17 protein-coding genes are annotated in these 17,657 nt (G+C 42.3%); 10 read left to right on the top strand and 7 right to left on the bottom strand.

Translation table 11 applies throughout. From position 1 onward, the window contains the following. Positions 1 to 16: 16 nt before the first annotated feature. Positions 17 to 859: an AraC family transcriptional regulator gene (locus tag HS960_RS09560; RefSeq protein WP_182332335.1), complete on the bottom strand. Its 843-nt coding sequence runs from the start codon at positions 857 to 859 to the stop codon at positions 17 to 19. 88 nt (positions 860 to 947) lie between these two features. On the opposite strand from HS960_RS09560, the gene HS960_RS09555 reads away from it, so the two are divergent. The 6 genes from HS960_RS09555 (at position 948) to HS960_RS09530 (ending at position 7,064) form a co-directional block, all read left to right on the top strand. After that, positions 948 to 1,895, top strand: a complete 948-nt coding sequence (locus tag HS960_RS09555; protein ID WP_159727059.1) for an NADP-dependent oxidoreductase — start codon at positions 948 to 950, stop codon at positions 1,893 to 1,895. 108 nt (positions 1,896 to 2,003) lie between these two features. Continuing rightward, entirely contained in the window at positions 2,004 to 2,645 is a 642-nt protein-coding gene (locus HS960_RS09550) for an NAD(P)H-dependent oxidoreductase (RefSeq protein ID WP_182332333.1), read from the top strand. Positions 2,646 to 3,165: 520 nt separating this feature from the next. Continuing rightward, positions 3,166 to 3,729 carry a TetR/AcrR family transcriptional regulator gene (locus HS960_RS27005; protein WP_182332331.1) on the top strand — a complete coding sequence of 188 codons (564 nt, stop codon included), beginning with the start codon at positions 3,166 to 3,168 and terminating at the stop codon, positions 3,727 to 3,729. Position 3,730: 1 nt separating this feature from the next. Then, positions 3,731 to 5,128: an MFS transporter gene (locus HS960_RS09540; protein WP_182332329.1), complete on the top strand. Its 1,398-nt coding sequence runs from the start codon at positions 3,731 to 3,733 to the stop codon at positions 5,126 to 5,128. A 169-nt stretch (positions 5,129 to 5,297) separates the two neighbouring features. Further along, a complete protein-coding gene (locus HS960_RS09535; protein ID WP_153847783.1) occupies positions 5,298 to 6,122 on the top strand; it encodes an SDR family NAD(P)-dependent oxidoreductase in 825 nt (274 codons plus the stop codon). A 51-nt stretch (positions 6,123 to 6,173) separates the two neighbouring features. After that, on the top strand, positions 6,174 to 7,064 hold the full coding sequence (locus HS960_RS09530) for a helix-turn-helix domain-containing protein (protein WP_182332327.1): 891 nt from the start codon (positions 6,174 to 6,176) through the stop codon (positions 7,062 to 7,064). Between the two features lie 111 nt (positions 7,065 to 7,175). On the opposite strand, the gene HS960_RS09525 is transcribed toward HS960_RS09530, so the two are convergent. Then, entirely contained in the window at positions 7,176 to 9,434 is a 2,259-nt protein-coding gene (locus tag HS960_RS09525) for an ATP-binding cassette domain-containing protein (RefSeq protein ID WP_182332325.1), read from the bottom strand. 48 nt (positions 9,435 to 9,482) lie between these two features. On the opposite strand from HS960_RS09525, the gene HS960_RS09520 reads away from it, so the two are divergent. Continuing rightward, entirely contained in the window at positions 9,483 to 9,914 is a 432-nt protein-coding gene (locus HS960_RS09520) for a MarR family winged helix-turn-helix transcriptional regulator (RefSeq protein ID WP_153847780.1), read from the top strand. Between the two features lie 96 nt (positions 9,915 to 10,010). Here the strand turns inward: HS960_RS09520 and HS960_RS09515 are convergent, their stop codons facing one another. From HS960_RS09515 to HS960_RS09505, 3 genes are all read right to left on the bottom strand, one after another. Then, positions 10,011 to 10,370, bottom strand: a complete 360-nt coding sequence (locus tag HS960_RS09515) for a response regulator (RefSeq protein WP_153847779.1) — start codon at positions 10,368 to 10,370, stop codon at positions 10,011 to 10,013. A 238-nt stretch (positions 10,371 to 10,608) separates the two neighbouring features. Further along, the gene (locus HS960_RS09510; RefSeq protein WP_070566563.1) at positions 10,609 to 10,800 is read right to left on the bottom strand and encodes a cold-shock protein; all 192 of its coding nucleotides are present in this window, start codon (positions 10,798 to 10,800) and stop codon (positions 10,609 to 10,611) included. 320 nt (positions 10,801 to 11,120) lie between these two features. Next, on the bottom strand, positions 11,121 to 12,155 hold the full coding sequence (locus HS960_RS09505; protein ID WP_153847778.1) for a fatty acid desaturase: 1,035 nt from the start codon (positions 12,153 to 12,155) through the stop codon (positions 11,121 to 11,123). A 133-nt stretch (positions 12,156 to 12,288) separates the two neighbouring features. Between HS960_RS09505 and HS960_RS09500 the strand changes: the two genes are divergently transcribed. Continuing rightward, complete coding sequence (locus HS960_RS09500) at positions 12,289 to 12,558, top strand: response regulator (RefSeq protein ID WP_182333166.1); 270 nt, start codon at positions 12,289 to 12,291, stop codon at positions 12,556 to 12,558. Between the two features lie 336 nt (positions 12,559 to 12,894). Here HS960_RS09500 and HS960_RS09495 read toward each other — a convergent pair whose 3' ends face one another. Continuing rightward, entirely contained in the window at positions 12,895 to 13,143 is a 249-nt protein-coding gene (locus HS960_RS09495; protein ID WP_120336124.1) for a hypothetical protein, read from the bottom strand. Between the two features lie 232 nt (positions 13,144 to 13,375). Continuing rightward, on the bottom strand, positions 13,376 to 15,733 hold the full coding sequence (locus HS960_RS09490; protein WP_182332323.1) for an ABC transporter permease: 2,358 nt from the start codon (positions 15,731 to 15,733) through the stop codon (positions 13,376 to 13,378). Between the two features lie 269 nt (positions 15,734 to 16,002). Between HS960_RS09490 and HS960_RS09485 the strand changes: the two genes are divergently transcribed. Next, complete coding sequence (locus HS960_RS09485) at positions 16,003 to 16,557, top strand: RNA polymerase sigma-70 factor (protein WP_182332321.1); 555 nt, start codon at positions 16,003 to 16,005, stop codon at positions 16,555 to 16,557. A gap of 92 nt (positions 16,558 to 16,649) precedes the next feature. Beyond that, on the top strand, positions 16,650 to 17,654 hold the full coding sequence (locus tag HS960_RS09480) for a FecR family protein (protein WP_182332319.1): 1,005 nt from the start codon (positions 16,650 to 16,652) through the stop codon (positions 17,652 to 17,654). The last annotated feature ends 3 nt before the right edge of the window (positions 17,655 to 17,657 follow it).

Here is a 17,657-nt window from a genome sequence, read left to right as displayed (position 1 = left end):
TCCATTGGGGCAAGTATCAATCAGTGACTTTTGTAGCTGAATCGCGGTATTGTTTTAAACTCATTCCTTGGTGTCGCTTGAAAAACTTATTGATATGACTTTCGTCTGCAAAACCAAATTCATCCGCTATTTCGTGCACCCTTTTATCGCTAAAACGTAAGCGATGTTCGATAAGCCTGATGCGATACGAGGAGATATAGTGCTGAAGGGATTCATTGCACTGTTTACGAAAATAACTACCCAAATAAGTTGGAGAGAGATCGAATCTTTCCGCTATGACGGCGATTGTCAAACGTGCTGGATAACGAATATGTTCTTGAATATAATCTAATAGCTGCAAGATACGATTGTCTGCATGTGGACTTATATTTTTGGGCTTGATAATGGCTATATTTCGTGCAGCAATGACAATTAAAGCATTGACTAAATGCCGAACTAGATCTTCCGTATATACAGATTCCTGGATGAGCGTTTGGTGTAAGTGTTGAACCAATGAGCCAACCATTTTCTTATCTTCTTGGTTGATCAACACAGATCCAGATAGATCCGACGCATTGTATAACAGACATTCGATATGATCAATACTTTTCCATTGATATTCGCGCACATAGTATTCTCCGAAACGGATAACCATAAATTCACAAATACTGTCAAGATCAAAAGAATGGTAATCCTTTGGCGTGATCAGAAAAAGATCACCGGGCTCAAAACGAAGTTCATTCCCATTGATGCCATGTACGCCATTCCCAGATAGTACATATACAAATTCAAAAAAATTAAACTGTCGATCCCGAAGTGGACAGCAATTTACTTTTTCATAATATACCTCCAGCGATTTAGAAATATTCTCTCTTGCCATACATGCAAATATACCCAAATGTACTTGATATGTACCTGTTAATCGATGTTATATAGGGTTAATTTTGTGTAATTCAACGTAAGTATAAATGAAAGCGATAGTTTTAAAAGAATTTGGAGATACAGGTAATCTCCTTTATAAAGAGATTGAAAAGCCTTTAATTAGGGCTAATGAGGTTTTGGTTAAAGTAAAAGCCATAAGTATTAATCCAGTAGATTATAAAGTAAGAAATCGACAAGCTCCTTTGGCAGAAGATTTAGCGCATTTTGATCCTTTAATTTTAGGTTGGGATATTTCGGGAGAAGTTGTGGCGGTAGGAACAGCTGTTACCGAATTTATAATAGGGGAAGAAGTATTTGGTATGGTCAATTTTGTGGGTCATGGAAAAGCTTACGCCGAATACGTGGCAGCTCCAGCTGATCATTTAGCGCTGAAACCCAAAAACATCACGCATATTGAAGCAGCGGCTAGTACGATGGCTGCCTTAACGGCATGGCAAGCTTTTGATAGTTATGGAAAACTGAGATCAGCAGATCGCGTATTAATTCACGCCGCTTCAGGTGGCGTTGGTCACTTTGCTGTACAGATTGCCAAATATTTGGGCGCCTATGTGATTGGCACTGCATCTGCTCCAAACAGGGATTTTGTTTTGGGCTTAGGAGCTGATGAATGTTTTGATTACAGAATGACGCCATTTGAAGAAGTATTACACGATCTTGATTTTGTAGTTGAATCGATCGGAGGAGCTAACTTTCAAAAATCCGTACAAGTATTAAAGCCATTCGGAACCATTGTCGCCTTAAATTCAGGATACACAAGCGAGGACGAACAGAAAGCGAAGGAAAAGCAACTTCATGCCTGCTATTTTATGGCGGTTTATTCCAGTAAAAAAGATATGGCTATTATAGCTTCTTTTTTGGAACGAGGTATATTAAAACCACACGTTTCGCATGTTTTCGATTTTGATGAAATGGCGCAGGCACATTTGCAAATAGAAACGGGACGAACTGTTGGGAAAGTGGTTGTCACTTTATAAAAAACATAGATAAGGAGTTCCGACAAGCTATCTTGGATAGTCCGTATAGTGCAATCACTTTTACAAACAACAGATAGCCTTGTTTAAGAACATCATAAATACATTGAAATGAGGAAAATACTCGTTATAAACGGACATCCCGATAAAGAAAGTTTCAACACAGTCATTGCAGATAAGTATATAAAAACAACGCTGGATTTAGGAGCCGAAGTCCGATATATTCATATCGGAGCATTAAATTTTAATCCCAATTTACAATTTGGTTATCGGCAAAGAATGGAACTTGAACCCGATCTGCTGAAGGCTTTAGAAGATATTCACTGGAGCGATCATCAGGTGTGGATTCATCCCATTTGGTGGCTGGGTATGCCTTCAATTATGAAAGGATTTTTTGATAGAGCTTTTCTTCCGGGAATTACTTTTAGGAGTGATAAAAGTCAACCAACTGAAGGTTTGCTCAAAGGAAAAACAGGACGTATCATCACTACGGCTGGCGATATGTCGTTGGAAGTGTACCAAGATGTTTATAAATCCAGCGGACTCGTTCAGTTACAACAAGGCATTTTGGAATATTGCGGAGTAACGATCATTCAGCATGATTTTATAGGTCCCTTGCGCGAATTCAATGAGCGGGATTATCAAGAAATATTGGACAATGTGAAAGCAATTGCGCAAGCAGATACAAATATCATGGCTAATTATGATAACAAATTTCATCCAAATAAGAATACTGAAAAAGTCATCAGGTAAGTGAGGCGCATAATCTCCTGATAGTAGGTAGATATATCGGCCTCGAGTAGCGTACCGTGTGTATGTTTGATGATGGCTGCAGCGCTATGCTGCTTTCGGGTAGTATTTGGGTTGTGTTCGTATTGTGTTCGGACCACCTTCGGAAATGCACATTAGGGCAGCCAATATTGAATCGTTGCTGACCAGATATTTCCTGTTTGGAGTCTGGTCAACAACTGTACAGCATCTGTTCAATATCTGTTGCTTGTCCGAAGCAGGTACGAACCTGGTCCGAAGCAGAGGTCAACCTAGGTCCTTATCCTCCGGGCAGTAACAGGTATAGCACTTTTGGCCTGGGTATCTTGGAAACGGTATTCTTGGGCAAATTGGAATATAGCAAAACAGAAAAAGTTTATGTCTAAAAACTTTAACAGTGGAAAGAGCGGAAAGATGTTCAGAAGCAGCAGAGGTAATGCCGTGATTTTGTTAATAAGATATAAATAAATAGACAAGTCTGTCTATTTATTTATATCTTTGTTTCATGAAACAAAGAGGGCAGGTCGTTATAGATAAGATTCTGGACACGGCAGAACGGTTATTTTACGCACAGGGCTACAGCAATACAGGGATTAATCAGATCATTGAGGAAGCCGACGTTGCAAAGGGCTCACTTTATAAACATTTTCAGACCAAGACGGATCTGCTGGTAGCGTATATCGAGCGTCTACATCAGCTGTGGTTGCAGCGGTTGGAAGCTGCTGTTGGCGAGGTTAGCGATCCTAAAGGGAAATTGCTTGCTCTTTTTGATCACCATACAAAACGGCAGGCGGACAGGCTATTTGGGGGCTGCCCATTTATCAAAGCCAATGATGAAGCCTATACGGACGATCCGCGCTTCACTTCGGAAATCCAGCGGGTGAAAGAGCGGAGCAAGAGCTTTATCAGAACATTGGTTGAGCAATCGGGCCATCGGCAGTTGCTTTCAGATGATGAACTCGTCGATACCATCTACTATATGCTGGAAGGATCTATTGTTTCGGCGTCGGTTTTTAAGACTTCGGCTGAGATACAGGGGGCAAAACGGATCATAGAAAAACTGATCTAACATGAAGACAATACAAAATAAATGGCTGGAACTGTTGATCGTACTCGCTGCACCGCTACTCTCCGTGATCGATGTCTTTATCATCAATATTGCGATTCCGACCATTAAAAAAGGAACGCATGCTACTGACGGGGAGATGCAGCTGGTTATAGCGGGTTACCTGTTGGGCTATGCAGCCTTCCTCATCACAGGAGGTAGGGCCGGGGATCATTTTGGGAGGAAGAAAGTATTCTTTTGGGGCATGGCGGCATTTACGATAGCTTCCTGCCTCTGTGGAATGTCACAGTCGGCTCTGCAACTGAACCTTACCCGGTTTTTTCAGGGGCTTAGCGCCTCCTTTATGGTGCCCCAGACGATTGCATTTATACAGATCTTATTTACGGATCCCAGGGAGCGTGCCAAGGCATTTGGCCTGTATGGAATAACCCTGGGCACTGCAGCCGTGATCGGGCAGGTGCTTGGTGGATACCTTTCGGATCTGCACGGGATGATCGAAGGCTGGCGGCTGGTGTTTTTTATCAATCTCCCTATAGGAGCTGTCACCTTATGGGCAACACACCGATATGTAACGGAAACGCCAAGACATGAGCATACAAAATTTGACTATACGGGCATCTTAATCCTGACCCTGGCACTGTTTGCGTTGATTTATCCGCTCATCCAGGGGCGCGAATCGGGCTGGCCGCTTTGGAGTTTCGGCCTACTGCTACTTTCAGCAGTTCTGTTCCTGTGGTTTACTTATGACCAGAAGAAAAAGCTGGCAAAGGGTAGGGTTCCGCTAATAGATGTCAGGCTTTTCCAGATAAAAGAGTTTAATATGGGGCTTGCGGCAGTGCTTTTTCACTTTATGCTGCACACGGCTTATTTGCTGCTTAGTGCGGTATATCTACAGAACGGACTCAGTGTTTCTGCGCTTGACGCCGGGCTCTATTTTATCATCCCAGGTATTCTTTTTATTATTTCATCGGTGTTGGCATCGCGTCTCATCATCAGGTATGGAAAAAAGGTGCTGCTTGTGGGGGTTGTGCTGCTGCTGACCGCTTTTTACCTGCAGATGGTATGCTGGAAACCTGGTTCCGATCCGCTGTTGGTGATAGGCCTGATGGCTATCTGGGGCTTCGGAAACGGACTTGTGCTTCCTTCACTGCTGAATATAGCTTTACAGCATGTTCCCGTGGCCTATGCCGGTGCTGCAGCCGGCATCTATTCGACCTTCCAGCAGACCGCTTCGGCACTGGGCGTGAGTATTATTGGTGGCGTATTTTTTTACTACGCAAAAGATGGCTGGCAGCAGGCGTATCATTACGGAACCATAGGGCTACTAATCTGCACCTTTATGGTCGGCCTGATCCTGCTATTGGTATCAGGTAAAAAACCGGTACAGGCATCTGCCAGCTAGGAGGGCTAAACTCCGCTCAAGTGCATAACAGAGCGCGGCGTATAACCAAACTAAAGGCGTACAAATGCTACAAAATGACAGCTCCGTAAATCTGTGCTATTCTTCAGCTCAAATGAGTTAGTCTACCCGCACCAATAGCGGTAATTTTGGATAAACAAAAAGAATAAAGATGAGCAAAATAGTTTTTATAACAGGAGCTTCCAAAGGATTTGGAAAATTATGGGCTGAGGCCTTACTTAAACGCGGTGATAAAGTTGCCGCCTCGGCAAGAAATATTGCTGCATTGGCAGAGCTGAAAGCTGCCTATGGCGATAATCTCTTAGCAGTGGAATTGGACGTTAACAGCCGTGAAAATGTTTTTTCCGCTGTCAACAAGATCAAAGACCATTTTGGCCGTATCGATGTGCTGATCAACAATGCCGGATTTGGCTTATTTGGTACCACCGAAGAAACATCCGAGCAACAGGCCCGTGATCAGATGGAAACGAATTTTTTCGGATCATTGTGGGTGGCCCAGGCCGTATTGCCGATTATGAGGGCGCAAAAGAGCGGCCATATTATTCAGGTTTCCAGCTTTCTTGGCCTGACTACGATTCCTTTACTGGGTTTATATAATGCGTCAAAATTTGCCGTAGAAGGGCTCATCGAAACAATCGGCTCGGAAACGGCGCACCTGGGCATCAAAACGACCTTGATTGAGCCCAACGGTTTTGCAACAGACTGGGCCGGAGCATCTGCGGTTCAGACTTCTTCGGATATTACAGATTACGAGCCCGTGCGTGCAGCCTTTGCGGCGACTGGCGATAACCCCGATACCTGGGGCAAACCCGAAGCTACGGTAGCACCTGTGTTAAACATCATCGATAGTGAAAATCCGCCTAAACGCATTTTGTTCGGTAAAATTGCCTATCAGGTCATTAATGATGTTTATACGAAAAGGCTTGAAGATATCCAAGGCTGGAAAGAGGTCAGCATAGCCGCGCATGGGCATTAAAAAACGCCCAATCCGCTAGAATATTTTTTAACTTTGATAAAATGAAAACCGATGCAACATTATAGAACCCTTACAGAACTACATCTGGGCAATCGTTGGGAAGCGCCACAGCATCCGCTCTTCAGCTTGGTCGGCTGTCTTTCGGACTGTAAACTGGGGGATAGGGAATTTACCAGCGACTGTTATGTGATCGCGTTTAAGAAGATTAAATCCGGCAATTTGATGTACGGCCGTACGCGCTACGATCACGATAACGGATGTCTCTTCTTTGCGAAACCCCGGCAGATTATCGAGATGAAAAATCTGGAGTTTGAAGAAAAGGGCTATATGTTGATGATTCACGAAGACTACCTGCATGGCCATGAACTTTTCAAGGAAATTGAAAAATACAGTTTTTTCGATTATGAAGTGAACGAGGCATTGCATCTTTCCCCGAAAGAGGAGCAGCTAATTTTGGAGCTCTATGCAAAAATCCAGGACGAATACGATACTAATCCGGACGAATACAGCCGTGAAATTATGCTGAGCCATGTTTCCTCCATCCTGAAATATGCGCAGCGCTATTACAAAAGACAGTTTATCGATCGGACGCAGGTGATCGGCAAAACAGCATCCAAGTTTAACGATCAGCTTCGGAGTTATATAAATCAGGGCCTGCTGGCGAAAAGCGGTCTGCCCAATGTGGCCTTCCTGGCCGATCAGCTCTTTGTGTCGCCACGCTACCTCAGTGACCTGCTCAAGCAGGAAACGGGCAAAACGGCCATGGAGCTGATCCATATTTTTATGATTTCAGAAGCGAAGAACTTACTACGCTTAGGGGAGAAAGGTGTTGCTGAAATTGCTTATGAACTTGGCTTTGAAAACCCATCGTATTTTACCCGGCTTTTCAAAAAGCAGACGGGAATGAAACCGCTGGAATTCAGAAAGTCTCAGCTGAACTGAGAGATTCCAATGTTGCAGCTTAAATTCCCAGGAAAATCATGCATTTTCCTGGGAATTTTTCTTTATTCCAATCCTACAGGCGGGACCTTACGGCTTCTTTTACGTATAAAATCACTTTTCGGAATGGATATGTTGCCGTAAACAGGCTGCCGTTAGCGAGACAGTATCTTTGAGCAAATCGGCAACGGTACCTGTAAAGACTACATTTCCGCCATACTTGCCGGCTCCGGGCCCAATATCGATAATCCAGTCAGCTTGGGCAATAACATCGAGGTTATGCTCGATAACGATCAACGTATTGTTGTTGTCCACCAAGTTATTGATAAAGTTTAATAACTTCTCGGTATCGTTTGGATGTAAGCCCGTGCTTGGTTCATCGAGGACGATAATCTTGTTGGAGTTCTTGAGTTCTTTGGTCAGTTTGAGCCGTTGTCTTTCGCCACCCGAAAAACTGTCTGACCGTTGCCCTAAGGTAAGATAGCCCAGGCCAAGTTGGAGTAACATATCAAACGACTGACGGTATAGTTTGTCCGGGAAAAAATCATAGGCTTCTTCGACAGTCATATCCATCACCGCAACAATATTTTTATCATGGTAATGATATGTTAAGACCGCAGGCTTAAAACCAGATCCGCCGCAGACCTCGCAGGTCTGTTCAATATCATCCATAAAGGCCAGATCAATTTTTTCGATACCGATACCTTTGCAGTTTTCACAGGCACCGAGGCTATTTCGGCTAAAAAGTTTATCGGATACCTGATTTGCTCTTGAAAACAGGGTGCGTATTGCATCAGATAAGCCCAGGTAGGTCAGCAGATTGGAGCGTGCACCTGTTGAAAATAACGACTGGTCGATAATGGTGGCTTCGGGATAAAATTTGGGCAGCACTTTGTTGATCAGTGTGCTCTTACCGGAGCCCGCCACGCCGGTAACCACGGTCATCACCTTTTGGGGAATGCTCACCTGGATGTCTTTCAGATTATGCAGACTGGCATGTCTGATTTCGAGGTATTCGCTTGCTGATCGTGGTTTATTATTAATTCGAGGCCGTTTGGCAAAATACAGACCTGTTTTTCCTGTTGATGTTTTAAGTTCCGCAACCGTGCCGTTATAGACAATTTCGCCGCCGTTTTTTCCAGACGCTGGTCCCATATCGATTACCCGGTCGGCGATGCGGATCAAATCGGGGTCGTGCTCAACGAGTAAAACGGTATTGCCTTTATCACGCAGCTGCTTAATAATTGCAGCGATATTTTGTAAATCCATTGGATGAAGTCCGATGCTCGGCTCGTCAAAAATATAGAGTAAATCCGTGAGGCTGCTCCCCAGGTTTCGGACCATTTTGATGCGTTGGCTTTCCCCGCCTGATAGGGTGTCTGTACGTCTATCCAAGGTCAAATACTGTAAGCCGATGTTGACGATATGTTGAAGCTTATGTTTCAGTTCGGTGAGAATGACATCAAAAGTGCTGGAATGTAAAGAAGCAACAAATTCCAGCAGCTCATCGATCGCAAGGGCCGTACAGTCGGCAATGTTTTTGCCCGCTATTTTACAGGACAGAATCGTATCATTCAACCGTTTTCCCTCGCATACAGGACAAGTTTTGGTAATGATAACTGTATTTAAAGCCTCCTTTCGGCTCAAGATTTCCTTCGATTGCTTCTTGAGGAATGCTTTTTCAATGCGGGGGATAATACCCTCATACTGTACCGTTTTGCCCCATTCCGGATCAGGCTGTTTGGGTTTGTGTTCGGCTGCATGCAAAAGGAGCTCCCATTCCCGCGGCGTGTAGTCGTTCAGTTTTTTGTCGTTGTCAAAATAGCCTGATTGGGTGTAGCGTGTCAGGCGCCAGCCGCCCGGTTGAAAGGTCGGAAATCGGATAGCCCCTTCGTTCAACGATTTTTGCTTGTCAATAAGGCTATCTACATCAATGGTCTGCACAATGCCCAGCCCTTCACATGCCTTGCACATGCCCAAAGGATTATTGAATGAAAAGGCATTTGAATAGCCTACAAAGGGTGTCCCCATGCGCGAGAAAAGCAAGCGGAGAGAAGCATAGATATCGGTGGCCGTGCCTACAGTCGAGCGTGCATTGCCGCCCAATCTTTTTTGATTGATAATAATAGGGACATTCAAGTTGTCGATTTTGTCCACATCCGGAACGCCGATGTGCTGCAGCCGGTTTCGGATAAAACTGCCCTGTGTTTCGCTGAACTGCCTTTGGGCTTCAGCACCTATGGTTTCAAAGACCAAAGACGACTTGCCCGATCCGGAGACTCCTGTAAAAACAGTAATCTTTTTCTTGGTGATCTGGAGAGAAATATTCTTGAGATTATTTTGCCGGGCATGTATGATGTGAATATGTTCCATAATCATTAACTTTGGTAATTATTAACTAAGTTAACTATTTTATTGGCGATGAACAAAACTGAACAGAAATTTTATGAAGTGTTTACCGATTTACAATGCTTCATCTTGGCAAATATGAATAGGGGCGACATCAATGGCGTTACGGCTACGCACTATAATATGATCGAATATATTTACCGCCACGATCATTGTATCGTAAAGGAGATTGCGCAGGCGTTTAATGTAAGTCCGCCTGCTGTTTCCAAGCAGCTCAAATTTTTAATAGCAAATGATCTCGTCGAACAGCAACAGTCCGCTGCCGACCGCAGGATTTTCAACTTAAGTGTAACGGAAAAAGGTAGATTCATCATCGATAATTCGGAGAATTTTAGGGAAACAGTGGCCAAAGAAGCTGCTAAAATCTTGAAGGAAGATGACTTAACGAAGTTGACTGAATTGCTCAATAAAGTGTTGATGGCCTGCTCAACCCCGACATGCTGAGAAAATCATGAATCATTAACATCGTCTTTTTAACTTGCGTTTCAATTTTAGTTCCTTTTGAAGCGCTCCGTACGTCACGTATATTTTTATGCTGTTTTAACTATTTTTTTTAACCACATCGACCATATGATCTAAATCAAAGGGTTTTTGAATAAAATCGTCGGCTTTACAGTCCGCAGCAACTTTTGCAATATCGTTGGCTGTCGATGTCAGGACAGATGGAAGTTCTTCGGTATCTGGATCAGCTTTGAGTTCCTTGATCACTTCGGATCCTTTTTTACTTCCTTTAATATGGTCATCCACAATAAGAATGTCGGGATCAATATCTGCAAGCTCTTCTATTGGTTCAGTTGTAAGCGATGGGATCACATCAAAACCCTCATCAACTAAGACCTCATCCATGATATTCAAGATATCTTCATTATCTTGAATAACTATAGCCTTCTTTTTCGTCATTTCTATTGAAATTTATCGCGTAAATATAGGAAAAAAGCGGATACAAAAAACAGGGGAACGCGCAATTTTCAGTTAGGAGAAACAGAACAAAAGTAATGCTATCAGTGAGCTGATAGCAATGTAGGCTAGTAGGGGGCTTAGGCCGTCATTTTTGCCTAATTTTTTAACAAAAAAAACAGATAACATAAATGTTATCTGCTGAACTTAACTTAAAGAAGTTTTTAAACTTCCTACTTAATTATGCTATTCGCACATTAACTGCGTTAATGCCCTTTTTACCGTTCTCTAGATCGAATGTTACAGTATCGTTTTCACGTACATGATTGATTAAACCTGACGAGTGTACGAAAACATCTTGACCGCCATCTGTTGGTGTAATAAAACCAAAACCTTTGGTGTCATTAAAGAATTTTACTGTTCCTTGTTGCATTGTATATATGTATTAAATTATGTATTTATTAGAACGCTTTTGCTGCATACCTTTCCTTTAACCCTACGCGTTGGTAAAGGATAAATCGATCTGTCAACAAAAAATGAAGTTTGTAATTTTTCGTATTGACACTATCAATCTGAAAAAGGCAATTAACTTCATATGTTGATAACAAAATAGCAGCTGGAAAAACGAAGACTGAGAAGAAAGAGTAAACTCAAAAGTGTCAGAAGAAGTAATGGCAGAAGCCTGATTATTATTCAAATGTAGTTATAAATTATTGAAAAACAAAGTTTTTTATTTTCTTCTGCCGAAGACTTCTATTTTCTAACTGATTTAAGATAGGGATTATGGTATTGTTCATAAAAACGTTTCTTGTCATCACGATAGGCGGTCACCGCTCCTAGCATATGCATCAGCTTGATATAATACCATGCAAGATCGACCTGATGAGGTTTAAATCCGCTGCGCGCGCTTTTTGGAAATAAGTGGTGATTATTGTGCCATTCACCCGCGACTATTCCTGGCCAGAGCTGATTGATGGACTTATCGTTAACACTGTAATCGATTCCCTGTCGTTGTTTATCTTTTCCTTTGGCATGCCCTTCATAATTGAATGTACGTACACCGATAGCCCAAAATCCGGCGGCACCAAAAAGACTGCAAGCGAGTGCATGCCCGCCAATAAGGTAGAATAATAAGTACCAAAAAGACCAGTTCAAAACCCATGAGATTACAGCATATAAAGGGTTGACATAGGATCCCCAGACTTTGTACTGCGCATATGAATTGGCGGGCACGCCGGTATGCTGCATGAGTAATTTCACCCGATTATACTCGCTTTCGCTCAAGGTCTTTGATATCGGTTGATGATTGACATCTGCTAGAAAGCAATAAAGAAATCCAGCCTCCGCATTATAAGGGTCGCCCGGTTGATCCGATTTGGCGTGGTGCACATGGTGCGATATGACATAGATCTCTTCAGGAATCACATTAATGGTAAGATTCTGCGTAAGGAAGCGCCAGAGCGGATTTCTGAATTTATAAGCCCGATGTGTACAGTACCGATGGTGCCATATCGTCCCATGGGTACCCATAATAATCATACTATAGATGAAAGTGGCCAGTAAGGTCCACCAGGTAAAGTAGCTTGTGATAAATATGAAAAAGAAGGGAATGAGGCATAGCACTTTTAACCAGCTAAAAAAGGGTAGCCAGTTTTTCCTGTCTCTAAAAACATTTAATCGTTTAAAAAATTCACGTAGTATTTCGCTACGTGTTGGTTTGACAAGTTCTCCATTTGAATCTTTCCACCCATAAGAAGGCGGTTGGAGCACATGATCCAAGAATGACATAATAATCCGTTAAAATTTAGAATTGCATCTTTAAAATGCGTTTGAATACGAATTACAATTATAATAAATCCTTGAAATAGTATAAAATTTTTTCAAAAAATCCGTATTTTGAACTTCTGGCTCTTGACTAGGTATCAGCACGTCAAAAAGTACGGAACTTATTCCCCTAATTAATAGTACTCAACCCGATCTCCTAATAATTGACCTACAGATGCCCTGGTTAACAGGTGACGAGGTTGTGCGCGAGCTAAAAACAGCGCAACAACATAGACACTTGCCCATTATCATGATGCCAGCAAGTGGTAAAGGGCAAAGAGTTGCCTCCGGATGGGGAGCAGATGCCTTTCTAGCAAAGCCGTTTGACCTTGTTGATTTATATCCGTTAGTAGAGAAAGTCATGTAGCTCGCGCTAGCCTCTATTGATCGTCCGGTTACCAGGTGATTGAATTCGTACTATCTTTAGGTATAGTTTTGAAAATACTGTCAATTATGAAATTCTGTATAGTCTACTGATTATTGTCAAGGGGAATTTTTATCCAAAGTATTTGATTTGGATTAATAGAAATAGTAAGAGGACCAAACTTAACGATAGTTTGGTCCTCTTTGCTATAATTGTGGTTTTAGTAATTCTTACGCATGTTTTTGCAGAAATTCTGCTTTATTGGGCATCCTCGTAATGGGGTAGCGAAACAACACAGTCTTCCGATTGCGTATTGCATGATTGATTGATCAAACGCAATTAATGGCTTAGCTGTAACTTTCCGATGAAAGGGCGATTATCAATCGTCAGTATAGCTTCTTTAATGGAATAGCATAGCTGGTAGCTTTCGCTCAGTGCTTTTTTGCTAGCTTCTATTTTGTCGTTTTCAACCTTATCGACAATCCAGGTTGGGTTTAACGGATCTGAACTAAATTTGGTGATTAATACGGTAAATCCTTCTTTCTGAGCACTGATTAAAGTGTCTTTTGTGATGTCTACTATTTTCATAGTGAGATAATTTACAAAAAAAAATACGAAACAGGGTCTGCTTCGTTCAGCCGATGGCCTTGTCAACATCCTGACAATTGAACGAAAATATACCTTCTTTATGGGATCCGGGCGTAAAATTTGAATGTTCAGCGATCGGTATATCTAGCGTGAAGCAGATCGCAAAATAAATTAAATGTAACAAAAGGCGATCTATGGCTGGCATTCTTTTACATTAGAAAGTTTCTTCTCCTTACTCATCCCTCAGGCTGACAGCCGGGTTGATCAAGGCTGCTTTGATCGCATGATAGCTGATCGTGAGCAACGCTATTATTAGCGTACCCATACCGGCAGCAATGAAGATATCCCAGGTGATTTTAATACGGTAAGTATATGCGCTGAGCATGTCATCAGCGATATAATAGGCTATCGGAAATGCGACTAGGCATGAGAAAAGGACCATTAGCACAAAATCTTGAGACAGCATCCTTATGATCTTAAAATTAGAGGCTCCCAGTACTTTGTGGATACCGATTTCCTTAGTCCGGTTCTCGGCTATATAGGCTATCAGGCCATATAAGCCAAGGCATGAAATAAAAATTGTCAATAGTGCAAAAAGACTCGAAAGTGTACCCAATTGTTGAAAATCTTTAAATTTTTCGGCGTACTTGCTGTCTACAAAGGAATATTCAAAAGGATAGTCGGGATTATATTCTTTAAAAATCTTCTCCATTGCAGCAAGTGCTTCTGAGGTATTCATATGATCGTTTATGCGTATGTTTGTAACCTGAGTACCTGCATAAGCACCCTGAATGACCATTGGAGTAATGGGACTGAAAGGCGATTCCTGAATAAAATCCTTGATGACTCCGACGATATGCCAATTCCTGCCATCGACAACCGTTTTGCCGATCGGATCATCAAAATTAAATGCCTTGGCGGCGGATTCATTAATAATCATCGCGGCAGAATCAGTTGGAAATTTAGCCAAATCAAAATCCCGCCCTGCAACTAATTGCAGCTCTGCCGTGTTGACCAAATTTTCATCGGCACCAATTCTGGCAAAAATGGTGTTATTATCTTTGGGCTTCCCAGCCCAGTCCATGTAGTTGCTGCTTCTGTTCTCCGTAAGGGGGGACGAAGTCCTTGAAATCTGTGTGGCAATACCAGAGGACAATAGTTTATTTTTTATGAGTAATCTATTTTTGCTGATTTCTCCCTGATCGATAATACTAACCAACCTTTCCTTGTTATATCCGATTTCTCTATTTTGAGCGTATCTGATTTGGCGCTGAATGGATAATGTTGTTATGATCAGTATGATAGCAATACAAAATTGGGAAATGACGAGGATTTTCCGATGGTTAAATTTCTGTTGAACATGAAGATATTTGCCTTTCAGTACTTTCGTCGGCAGGAAGGAAGACAGATAAAACGCAGGATAGCTCCCTGAAAGAATTCCGGTCACTACAATAAATCCTGCAAACATTGCCCAGAAAAGGAGATCGTCAAACTGGATAGATAGCTTTCTGGAGACCAGATCATTAAAGTAGGGGAGCGCTATCAGTGTAATCAACAGGGATAATAGGCCAGAAATGCATGAAATCACCATGGATTCAGTCAGGAACTGACCGACCAACAGCTTTTTATTTGCACCGACGACTTTTCTGACACCTACTTCCTTCGCCCGTTTTTCGCTCTGTGCCGTGCTTAGATTCATGAAATTAATGCAGGCAATAATAAGAATAAAACAAGCAATGGCGATAAATGAACCTACCATGCCAATTCGTTGCGAGCTTGGCTTTCCCTGCTCAGTAAAGTTGCTATAAAGCCATTTATCGCCGATAGGTTTAATAAAATTGGCTACTTTTGTATCGGTATGCTTTCTTAAGAAATATTTTATATTTGTTTCAAATTGATCGACATTCGCACTTTTATGCAGTTGTATGTAGGTCTGAATGGAATTATTTCCCCAATAGTCGTCTGAATAGCCTATTTTCTCCATTAGTGTCCAGGGTACGAGATAAGTGCTTCCTTTCATAAACGAATTATCTGGCAGGTCCTCAATAATCGCAGATACAGTTGAAATTTGGGAGCTGTCTAATCGGATGGTCTTGTTGATCGGGTCGGAATGCCCAAATAATCTTTCAGCCAAAGATTTCGTGAGAACGATCTGGTTGGGATTTTTTAATGCCTCGAGGGGATTGCCAGCTATAACTTTGTAATCAAATATTTTTAAGAATGTGCTGTCTACGAAAACACCTTGTTCTTTCGCAAGTTTTGTTTCTTGATGGGTTAAAAGAAATCCAGTGCCCTTATCCACTCTTGTAATCGCATTTATCTCAGGAAAGTCGGTTTTTAAAGCCACAGCCATTGGCTTAGGCGTATAAAAATGTTCGACGGCTTCGCCTTCCCATACATCTTTCATCCCTACTGCATAGATCTGATTGGTATTAGAATAAAAGCGGTCAAAGCTAAATTCGCTTTTTACCCATAGCATGATCAATATGGCAGCTGTCATTCCAGAAGCTAATCCTACAATGTTTATCGCTGTAAAACCTTTATTTTTTGCTAAATGACGAAAGGCAATTTGAAAATAATTCGTAAGCATATGAAATTGTTATGGATTAACGTTTGCTAATTCATTGCCAATAAAATAAAGTGTTGAAAATAAGTAGTTAAAGCGTTTTTTGTCATCAACTGCATGTTCGAAATCGAACGATCTTTGTTCGAATGCGGACAATTGAGTAAAGAATATTGAGCCTATTGATAAACTCAAAATTTTACTGACATACAAGAGCATCTTGGTTGCATTATTCTACAGGTTTCACTTGAAATCCATCATAAATTGACTTTCCTAAAAATAAAGCCTAATTTTGAATGGTCAACAACAACCAAACCATCAATATGAATGTAACACATGTCCGACAATTGTTTACCCAACTTTACGAAGAAAATTGGGTGAAGTTGTATGTGCATGTGTTTCGGATGTTAGACGATCGTGACGAAGCCCGTGATATTGTACAGGAAATTTTTACCAATCTCTGGGACCGCATGGAACGGCTCGAAATTGAGCATTCTTATCAGGCTTATCTTTTTCGTTCGGCCCGTAATCTGGTCATCAATCGTATCGCCAGCCAGGATGTGGGCCGGAAATATGAACATTACCTGGAGCATGCCGCATCAACTCCTGAAATTATGCCCGACGAGTTGCTGCGCGAGAAAGAATTGGCCAAGCAGATCGATCAAGCGATTGAAAAGCTGCCCCGCAAAATGGCTTTGATCTTCAAAAAAAGTCGTTTCGAGCAGCGGAGTTATCGGGAGATTGCCGCGGAACTTGAGATCTCCGAACAGACTGTCAAAAAGCAGATTTACAATGCGTTGACGCTTTTGAGAAAAAAAATTCGAACTATTTTCATTTTTTTCTACCACTAAAGGGGTACTATCCTGTCTTCTAAACGGTAAACAGGATAGAACCTATGAAACAACGATTATCGAAACAATTACTGCAGAGGTATCAGCAGGGGATGTGCAGCGCCGAGGAAATTGCACTTGTCGAAAGTTGGTACAATCAGCTCAGTCAGAAAAACAACGACAAGGATATCCCGGAACTTGATCTGGCTGCCGAAGACCGGTATTTCCAACAGCATATTTTTGGACCCGAATTAAGGGCTAATCGCCACCGCAGGGCCTATTTGAAGGTGGCTGCCAGTATTGTATTCTTTATGATGGCAGGTGCAGCGCTGTACTTCTTTTCTCAGCACCAACAGTCGCCACAGCCACTGCCTTTTAGTGTCGGTCAATTCCAGGCCGATCTGCTGATTGGCAATGAAGTGGTTAGCCTGGACGAAAAGAAACCGTTTAACCCGGCCTACATGGCGCAGGGGAAGGGGGATAACCTGGCGGTCAAAACCAAAAAGGGGCAAGAATTCAAGATGGAGCTTCCTGATGGGACCACGGTGTGGCTAAATGCAGACAGCAAGCTGGAAATAGGACCGGGATACGACGTCAACGAACGCTCGGTATTCCTGACGGGTGAAGCCTATTTTAAAGTGGCAAAAAATAAAGCCAAACCTTTTATTGTTCATGTCGGCAACACCAGCATTGAAGCCTTGGGAACCGCTTTCAACGTGAAGTTATACGCAAACGATAGCCAGCTCTTAACCACACAGCTCGACGAAGGTAAAATACGGGTCAGCAATGCGGATCTTCAGGAGATTCTGCTACCTGGACAGTCGATCGAACTGAATGTGCTGAACGGTGCCTTCCAGCGAAAGCAGCAAAATACACAACAGGATGCTGCTAATTGGAAAGACGGTTACTTTGAATTTGACCAGACACCGCTTCCCGAGATTTTGGCCGATCTTTCCCGTTGGTACAATTTTACCTATAGCCTGTCGCCGGTCTATAAAAACAAGGTCCTTAGCGGGAAAATCAGCAAAAAAGAGTCCTTTGAAGAAGTGCTCAAGATATTGCGTTTCGCCGGCATAAATTATACCATCGACAAGGACCGACTCGTCCTTGTGCCCTAACCA

This window comes from Sphingobacterium paramultivorum (assembly GCF_014109745.1).
GTDB lineage: Bacteria > Bacteroidota > Bacteroidia > Sphingobacteriales > Sphingobacteriaceae > Sphingobacterium > Sphingobacterium paramultivorum.
Note: the sequence above shows the minus strand (reverse complement) of the source record. Positions and strands in the feature narration are given on the sequence as shown.

Excerpts from the sequence above, each read along its gene's own strand:
- HS960_RS09480 (WP_182332319.1), top strand. The coding sequence starts at position 16,650 with ATGTGCAGCGCCGAGGAAATTGCACTTGTCGAAAGTTGGTACAATCAG.
- HS960_RS09540 (WP_182332329.1), top strand. The coding sequence starts at position 3,731 with ATGAAGACAATACAAAATAAATGGCTGGAACTGTTGATCGTACTCGCT.
- HS960_RS09495 (WP_120336124.1), bottom strand. The coding sequence starts at position 13,143 with ATGAAAATAGTAGACATCACAAAAGACACTTTAATCAGTGCTCAGAAA.
- HS960_RS09525 (WP_182332325.1), bottom strand. The coding sequence starts at position 9,434 with ATGGAACATATTCACATCATACATGCCCGGCAAAATAATCTCAAGAAT.
- HS960_RS27005 (WP_182332331.1), top strand. The coding sequence starts at position 3,166 with ATGAAACAAAGAGGGCAGGTCGTTATAGATAAGATTCTGGACACGGCA.
- HS960_RS09515 (WP_153847779.1), bottom strand. The coding sequence starts at position 10,370 with ATGACGAAAAAGAAGGCTATAGTTATTCAAGATAATGAAGATATCTTG.
- HS960_RS09485 (WP_182332321.1), top strand. The coding sequence starts at position 16,003 with ATGGTCAACAACAACCAAACCATCAATATGAATGTAACACATGTCCGA.
- HS960_RS09535 (WP_153847783.1), top strand. The coding sequence starts at position 5,298 with ATGAGCAAAATAGTTTTTATAACAGGAGCTTCCAAAGGATTTGGAAAA.
- HS960_RS09550 (WP_182332333.1), top strand. The coding sequence starts at position 2,004 with ATGAGGAAAATACTCGTTATAAACGGACATCCCGATAAAGAAAGTTTC.
- HS960_RS09530 (WP_182332327.1), top strand. The coding sequence starts at position 6,174 with ATGCAACATTATAGAACCCTTACAGAACTACATCTGGGCAATCGTTGG.
- HS960_RS09520 (WP_153847780.1), top strand. The coding sequence starts at position 9,483 with ATGAACAAAACTGAACAGAAATTTTATGAAGTGTTTACCGATTTACAA.
- HS960_RS09555 (WP_159727059.1), top strand. The coding sequence starts at position 948 with ATGAAAGCGATAGTTTTAAAAGAATTTGGAGATACAGGTAATCTCCTT.
- HS960_RS09560 (WP_182332335.1), bottom strand. The coding sequence starts at position 859 with ATGGCAAGAGAGAATATTTCTAAATCGCTGGAGGTATATTATGAAAAA.
- HS960_RS09510 (WP_070566563.1), bottom strand. The coding sequence starts at position 10,800 with ATGCAACAAGGAACAGTAAAATTCTTTAATGACACCAAAGGTTTTGGT.
- HS960_RS09505 (WP_153847778.1), bottom strand. The coding sequence starts at position 12,155 with ATGTCATTCTTGGATCATGTGCTCCAACCGCCTTCTTATGGGTGGAAA.
- HS960_RS09490 (WP_182332323.1), bottom strand. The coding sequence starts at position 15,733 with ATGCTTACGAATTATTTTCAAATTGCCTTTCGTCATTTAGCAAAAAAT.